The sequence below is a fragment of the Streptomyces sp. NPDC048002 genome (assembly GCF_040653275.1).
Taxonomy (GTDB): domain Bacteria; phylum Actinomycetota; class Actinomycetes; order Streptomycetales; family Streptomycetaceae; genus Streptomyces.
The window spans coordinates 62,033-68,032 of record NZ_JBEZNL010000044.1 but is presented as its reverse complement, the minus strand read 5'-3'; the positions used below and the strand labels follow the sequence as shown (position 1 = coordinate 68,032).

At 69.0% G+C, this 6,000-nt stretch carries 6 protein-coding genes; all 6 read left to right on the top strand.

The window, feature by feature from the left end:
- Nucleotides 1-916: 916 nt before the first annotated feature.
- The 6 genes from AB0E07_RS34300 (at nucleotide 917) to AB0E07_RS34275 (ending at nucleotide 5,031) form a co-directional block, all read left to right on the top strand.
- A complete protein-coding gene (locus tag AB0E07_RS34300) occupies nucleotides 917-1,288 on the top strand; it encodes a hypothetical protein (protein WP_362260851.1) in 372 nt (123 codons plus the stop codon).
- A gap of 68 nt (nucleotides 1,289-1,356) precedes the next feature.
- On the top strand, nucleotides 1,357-1,911 hold the full coding sequence (locus AB0E07_RS34295) for a hypothetical protein (RefSeq protein ID WP_362260849.1): 555 nt from the start codon (nucleotides 1,357-1,359) through the stop codon (nucleotides 1,909-1,911).
- Nucleotides 1,912-2,029: 118 nt separating this feature from the next.
- A complete protein-coding gene (locus AB0E07_RS34290; RefSeq protein ID WP_362260847.1) occupies nucleotides 2,030-3,208 on the top strand; it encodes a DUF932 domain-containing protein in 1,179 nt (392 codons plus the stop codon).
- 349 nt (nucleotides 3,209-3,557) lie between these two features.
- Nucleotides 3,558-3,803: a hypothetical protein gene (locus AB0E07_RS34285; protein WP_362260845.1), complete on the top strand. Its 246-nt coding sequence runs from the start codon at nucleotides 3,558-3,560 to the stop codon at nucleotides 3,801-3,803.
- Nucleotides 3,804-3,865: 62 nt separating this feature from the next.
- On the top strand, nucleotides 3,866-4,828 hold the full coding sequence (locus AB0E07_RS34280; RefSeq protein WP_362260843.1) for a hypothetical protein: 963 nt from the start codon (nucleotides 3,866-3,868) through the stop codon (nucleotides 4,826-4,828).
- Nucleotides 4,825-5,031 (top strand): hypothetical protein, encoded by a 207-nt coding sequence (locus tag AB0E07_RS34275; protein ID WP_362260841.1) that lies wholly within the window; start codon nucleotides 4,825-4,827, stop codon nucleotides 5,029-5,031. Before AB0E07_RS34280 ends, AB0E07_RS34275 begins: the two co-directional genes overlap by 4 nt.
- The last annotated feature ends 969 nt before the right edge of the window (nucleotides 5,032-6,000 follow it).

The window sequence follows — 6,000 nt, the reverse complement described above, 5'->3', positions numbered from 1 at the left end:
CCCGCGGAGCGGGTACTGCAGCGGCAAGCCGCTGCAGAGAGAACGGCTCCGCTGACGCTCCGCCAGATTCCCGCGCAAGCGCGGGAATCGAATTCCGCAAGCGGAATTCTGAAGGCATGTCAATTCGCGCAAGCGCGAATTGACGGTGCCCGCGCAAGCGCGGGCACTAAGGCTGGCGGCAAGGGGCGGGTGCATCGCGTGCGGCACTGTGTAGTGACTGGGCATTCTGGCTAGCACTGCTGTTAGTTGACGAACCATCAGTCCGACTCCCTCGCAGCCCGGATCGGGAGGGGTTCCCGTCCCGAATGCGCTTTGCTTGAACGCCGAGCCTCTGCTCCTTGTAGCCGCTCCGCCCTGATGCCTCGTAAGGAGGTACATCGACCCGTCGTATCTAATGTGGCACGGTGAGGTGTCAAGCCGAAGCCGGGGCCTGAACCCAGAGCATGCATCATTTGCCTCAAGTGTGTAGTGATTGGGTGCTGTGTGCACCACCCCGTTTACCGGTCACTGCCCGCTCGGCCCGATTCGGCAGGACTGACGCTGCCACGGCGGGCCCAACGCGCGGGGGCGGAGCCGACGCGCAACAGGGGACCAGTCGCGCTCGATCCCCGATGCTGCCGCGCTTACCACGCCCGCCCCCACCCCTTCTCTTCTTCTACTTGGGCAGGGAGCACTGGCCGCAGAGGGGATGTCGGCGGGCCGACCGTGCGCCCGTAGGGCTGTTGGCCTGGGATGACGTAGGGGCCGGCCGCCGGGCTGCGCAACCTCCAGCGCAACACCTGATGCAACATCGGGCGCAACGCTGTGTGCAACCCGAGTGTGGCAGGTCTTCCGATCATGCGCCTTGCCTACTATTATGTGAAGTCCTGGGGAGGCGACCCCGGGGTACCGCAGAAGTTCGACGAAGGGGAAAGACGTGGAGATCCAGATCTCTGACGGAATCGTCCGCCGAGTGCGCGGCGGTGAGGACGCGCCCATGACCGGCCTTGCGGTTCAGGCCCGTACGGTCGCGAACTTCCTGCCCTTACTGGTTCAGCGGGTGGGCGCGAGCATCGTGCACAACTCCGACGCGAAGTACACCGGAATCCGGTTCGACACCAAGGTTGGCCCGGTTGTGCTGGAGATGCCGACGGGTGACCGTCCTTACCGGCTCGTTCACGAGCTCCCGGAGCCGGACGACAACGGGCGCACCGAGGTGGAGATGCGGCGATTCCCTCAGATCTACAAGCCGCAGGGAATCGCGCACATCACGGCCGAGTTCCTCCTGTCGCGCGGGTTCCTGAAGTAGTCCGCCCGGGGGTGCCCCGGTCGGGCGCCCCTCCACCTGGGATCACCGAGAAGAGAGAGGGACAGCCCGTGGAGAGCACGCGGATTGCGGAGCAGCGCGAGGAGACGAGGGCGCCGCTCACGGACGCGGAGCGGGAGCAGGCGAGTTACGCGTTGCTGGAGTTGGCGCGCAGTGAGGGCGGCTCGGGTGCGCTGAGGGTGCCGAGTGAGCAGTTGGAGTTGATCCGGCCGTTCTTCGAGTTGGGTTGGGCGATGGGGGTGCGCACCGGTCACACCGGCCCGGCCATGACTGGCGTTGCGGTGGACCGCGCCACGGTGGCGCGTGCGTTCGTCCTGCTGATGTCTGAGCGTGTGGCGGATGGGCTGGTGATCGCGGTTGCGCGGAGTCTCGACCCGCAGCACGCCGGGCCGGTGCTGTGGCAGAAGGTCGACTACCACGGCAGTGTGACGCAACGTCACGGGACCTACTGGGTGCGTTCGATTCATGCCCACGCGGACCCGTTTGGTGAGGCTCTGGAGCTGCGCTATGACCTGTGCGAGATGCGCGGTGTCACTCCGGTGCCGATGGTCACGAACGTGCGCCGGGTGAGTCTGACGCCGTTACCCGAGTACCGCATGGGCTGAGTGTGCTGGTCAGGGGTGGGTTCACCTACCCCTGAATCCAACTATTATGGATGTTGTTCGGGGGGCGGTGGCCCCGCCCCCCGAACCGCAGAAGCCAACGCGAAGGGGAGAACACCGCATGACTCAGCAGTTCGCCGAGCGCGCCACGAACGTGGCCCTCACCGGTGCCCGCAACGCCGAACTGGCAGACCTGGTGCGCATCCTGGAGGATCAGAACCGGCGCAAGCTGGACGTGATCGCTCCCGCGTCCGCACTGCGGATGCGTGAGGGAAACGTGCACGTCGAGGGTGTGGAGTCCCTGATCACCGGAGACGGTGTCACGGACGTGGACGGCATCTACCGGCCCACCGCCGCGGCTGACGAGGGGATCGCGGACAAGCTCCGTATCCCGCTCGCCTACCTGCGCCGCATGCGCGCCGAGAGTGTCCCGCTGCTGGACGAGAACGTGAACGCGTGGCTTCGTGAGGATCCGGAGCGCCGTTTCATGCTCCGGGCGTTCCGGGGCGACAGCGGCCCCGGCATGCCGCCCGCCGAGGGCGTGGCGCGCGCGTTACTGTCCGACAGCTACAAGCTGATGGACAACTTTGACATGCTGCTGGCCGCGCTGGACGGGGTGAAGCAGTCCGGCCACCCCACGCGCGTGACCGGGTGCGACCTCACCGACCGGCGCATGTACGTGCGCGTGGAGTCCGAAGCCGTCGCCATCCGGGCCCCGGAGCTGCTGCGCGGTTACCGTTCCCCGTTCGACGGCCGCAGCGGTGATGAGCTGCCCGTGGTTTCTGCTGGGTTCGTCATCACCAACAGCGAAGTCGGTTCCGGGGCGTACACCATCACCCCGCGTGCCGTCATCCAGGTCTGCCGCAACGGCCTGACCGAGACCAAGGACGTGATGCGCGCCGTGCACCTGGGAGGCAAGCAGGGTGAGGGTGTGGTGTCCTGGTCCGGCCAGACCCAGCGCAAGACGCTGGAGCTGATCACGTCGAAGACCGCGGACGCCGTGCGCACCTTCCTGTCACGGGAGTACGTCGAGGCCAGGGTGCGCCAGGTCGAGGCCGCCGCCGGGAAGGCGCTGGAAGAGCCGGTCAAGACCGTCGAGCGCGTCACCAAGACGCTCAGCATCGGTGCCGAGGCCAGGGACATGATCCTCTCGCACTTCGTGCGGGGCGGTCAGATGACGGCCGGAGGCGTGATGCAGGCCGTCACGTCGACCGCGCAGACCCTCACCGACGCCGACCAGGCTGCCGCCCTGGAAGCGCTCGCGCTGCCCGCCCTGACGGCCGCCGCCGCCCGCGGCTGACACAGGCCCCCGTGTGGGCCGGGCAACTCCCCCAGCGCCCGGCCCACACGGGCCCCACATCCCATCCCACCCGGCCCAGCCCGCAGGCGGAGCGGGGCCGGGCAGGGGTGCCGTCCCGGGCTGGCCCCGGGGCGCGCCCGTCCTTCGTCAGAGCGCTCCCCCACCCGGTCCGGGGGCGGAGCGCGCCTGCCCCCGGTCCCTGCCGCCGTGGCGCGGCAGCAAGAGGTGTCTGCGGCGCAGACCGCGCGCCCGGGAAGAGCCGCCGCGCCGTGCCGCACGGCACGAGCGCGCCGGCCGCCGCTGCTCACCGCCCCGCCCCGCCCCATCCCGTCCGGAGGAAGGAAAGCCGATGGGTCAGTTCACGGAAGGCCAGTACGTCTCCTGGGACACCTGGGACGGTCCGACAACCGTGCAGATCACGGCCGTTGACCGGTTCCACATCACGTACCGGAGCGAGGACGACCACCGGGAAACCGTCGACGAGACCGTGTTCCGCTCCCTGGCGGAGCAGACGGCCAACTGGCGCCCCGCGACCGAGGCGGAGGCCGCAGCCTTCACCGCCCGGTTCCGCCCCGCCCCTGAGAACTGGAACTGATCGCCCACCGCTGCGCCCGGTCGGAGCACAGCCCCAATCCACGCCGGGCGGAGGGATCCCGCATGCCCGCACACCCGGAGCTTCCCCGTCCCGAGGACGCCGCCGTGGCGTCCGCCGCGGGCCGCGCCCGGAACACGCTCACCGCCCTGCTCGCCGCCCTCGGCAAGGGCTGCCACGAACTCAGCCGCGTGGCCGAGCACACCGACAGCACCATCAGCACCGCCGACCTGACCGTGTCCGTCACGGTGTCGCCGTCGTGGACGGCGACACCCACCGCGGGCGGCTGTCTGCGGTTCCTCGCGCTGCTGACGTCCGTCCTGGAGTACAGCACGATCCGGGCCGCCGTCCTGGTCGCCACGACCGCCGACGAGCCGTTGTCCCGCACCTGCGGCTGGACCGTACGCGACGGACGGCTGCACCCCATGAACACCACCGCGCTGAAGGCGGCCGCCGCTCCCTGCCCCGGAGCCGCCACCACGGAGCGCACGGTCTGCCCCGCCCCGCCCCGCCCCTCCCGCTCCCCGACCGCGCCCAGGAGGACCCACATGTCTGAAGGAAAGCTGCAACAGCCCAGCGACGACGCCACAGCATCCGCCATGGGCCACGCCCTGCACGCCCTCACCGCACTCCTCCCCGCCCTCGGCGAAGGACACCACGAACTCAGCATCAGCGCCGAACGCACGGACGGCACCGAGATGGACGCCGACCTGTACGTGTCTGTCGAGCCGGGATCCTGGCACGTCGAACACTCCGCCGAGGAGTACATGCAGTTCTTCGTACTCCTCTCCTTCGCCCTGGAAGGCAGCACCGTCCAGGACGCCGTCGTGATCGCCACCACCGCCGCCGGCACCGGCGTACGCGCATGCGGATGGGACGTACGCAACGGCTGGCTCCACCCCATGGACACCACCGAACTCCAGGCAGCCGCCTCCCTCCAGTCCGCCCACAACGCCACCCCCTGCACCGTCTGCCACGCCCCCGAACTCCACCACCCCCCACACCCCGACGGCCAGGAACACTCATGAACGCAAAGCCCGCCGTCACGCCGGACGGCTACTGCGCCAACACCCAGCCGGTTCCCGGCACCACCAAGCAGGTCAACGGCCACGCACTCGGGCCGAAGTTCCTGAAGATGCACGGCCGCCGCTACGCGGACTGCCCCTGCGGCCGCCGCCCCAGCCTCACCGACCGGGGCAGACTCCGCCGACACAAGCCACCCGAGAAGTAGGCACCCCCAGACCACGTCCACACGTGGCCGGCGCGCCGCTGGCCGTCTGCCGCCCCGCGTCCGCCCCTCCCCTTCGGCGGGCGCGGGGCGACAGGCGCCTGCCTCGGCCTGTGAACGCCAACCAGACCACTGCCCCGGAGAACGCCCTGCAGCGACTTCCGCGGCAGCACCCGCTGCCACGGCACTCTGACCCTCTACTCCGACGGCTTCGCCGACCGCCCCCAAGTCAGGTGCCCCAAGGCGTCCGCCGATGGACACGAGCCACCCGAGAAGACGGCAGCGACGCTCACCGCCATCCATTGGCCGCCCCGCTCAGGACCCGCGAGACGCCGCACCCTTTCCCCGGCCTCCGACCCAACCAGCCCATGAGCTCCAACACCCTCCAAAGGCGACTGACCGGCCTGGGCATCTCCAGCGCCAGCAAGGCCCGCAGGCCTGGCTCGCCATGGTCGGCGCCGTCCACTGGAAGATGCTCGCCGATCTCCTCGGCCTCGCTGACGGCACAGCCCACAACTGGCACAAACTCAACGGCGAAGACCGCGCCAGCTACGCCGCCAGCCGACTCAAAGCCTCACTCACCCGCCGAACCCGAGAAGGCCGCCGAGACCGCCACGATTGGCTGACTCGGCGATCGGAATCATCCGCCTCAATACGTCAACCGCTGCGGATATGGTGGTGAATAGCATCAAGGGTCTGCCCGGCAGTCCTTCCAATCGCCTCAACTGGAAGGACACGGGCGGCGCACTTTTCCGTGTGCCCCGTACTACCCGTCTCGCCCGCCAATCGCCCCACGCACATCGGACAGCGTTCCTCCCCGGGACGTACCAGGGGCGATAGCTCATCAACGAGAGCACCATGGTTGAGGGAATGCTCTCGAAGGAGGGTGTCCACCTCGTTTCCAACCTGGCCCATGACGGACGCTAGTCCTACCACGAGCGACGGTTGCAGAAACTGCAACCGGCAAAAAGC

Excerpts from the sequence above, each read along its gene's own strand:
- AB0E07_RS34290 (WP_362260847.1), top strand. The coding sequence starts at position 2,030 with ATGACTCAGCAGTTCGCCGAGCGCGCCACGAACGTGGCCCTCACCGGT.
- AB0E07_RS34285 (WP_362260845.1), top strand. The coding sequence starts at position 3,558 with ATGGGTCAGTTCACGGAAGGCCAGTACGTCTCCTGGGACACCTGGGAC.
- AB0E07_RS34280 (WP_362260843.1), top strand. The coding sequence starts at position 3,866 with ATGCCCGCACACCCGGAGCTTCCCCGTCCCGAGGACGCCGCCGTGGCG.
- AB0E07_RS34275 (WP_362260841.1), top strand. The coding sequence starts at position 4,825 with ATGAACGCAAAGCCCGCCGTCACGCCGGACGGCTACTGCGCCAACACC.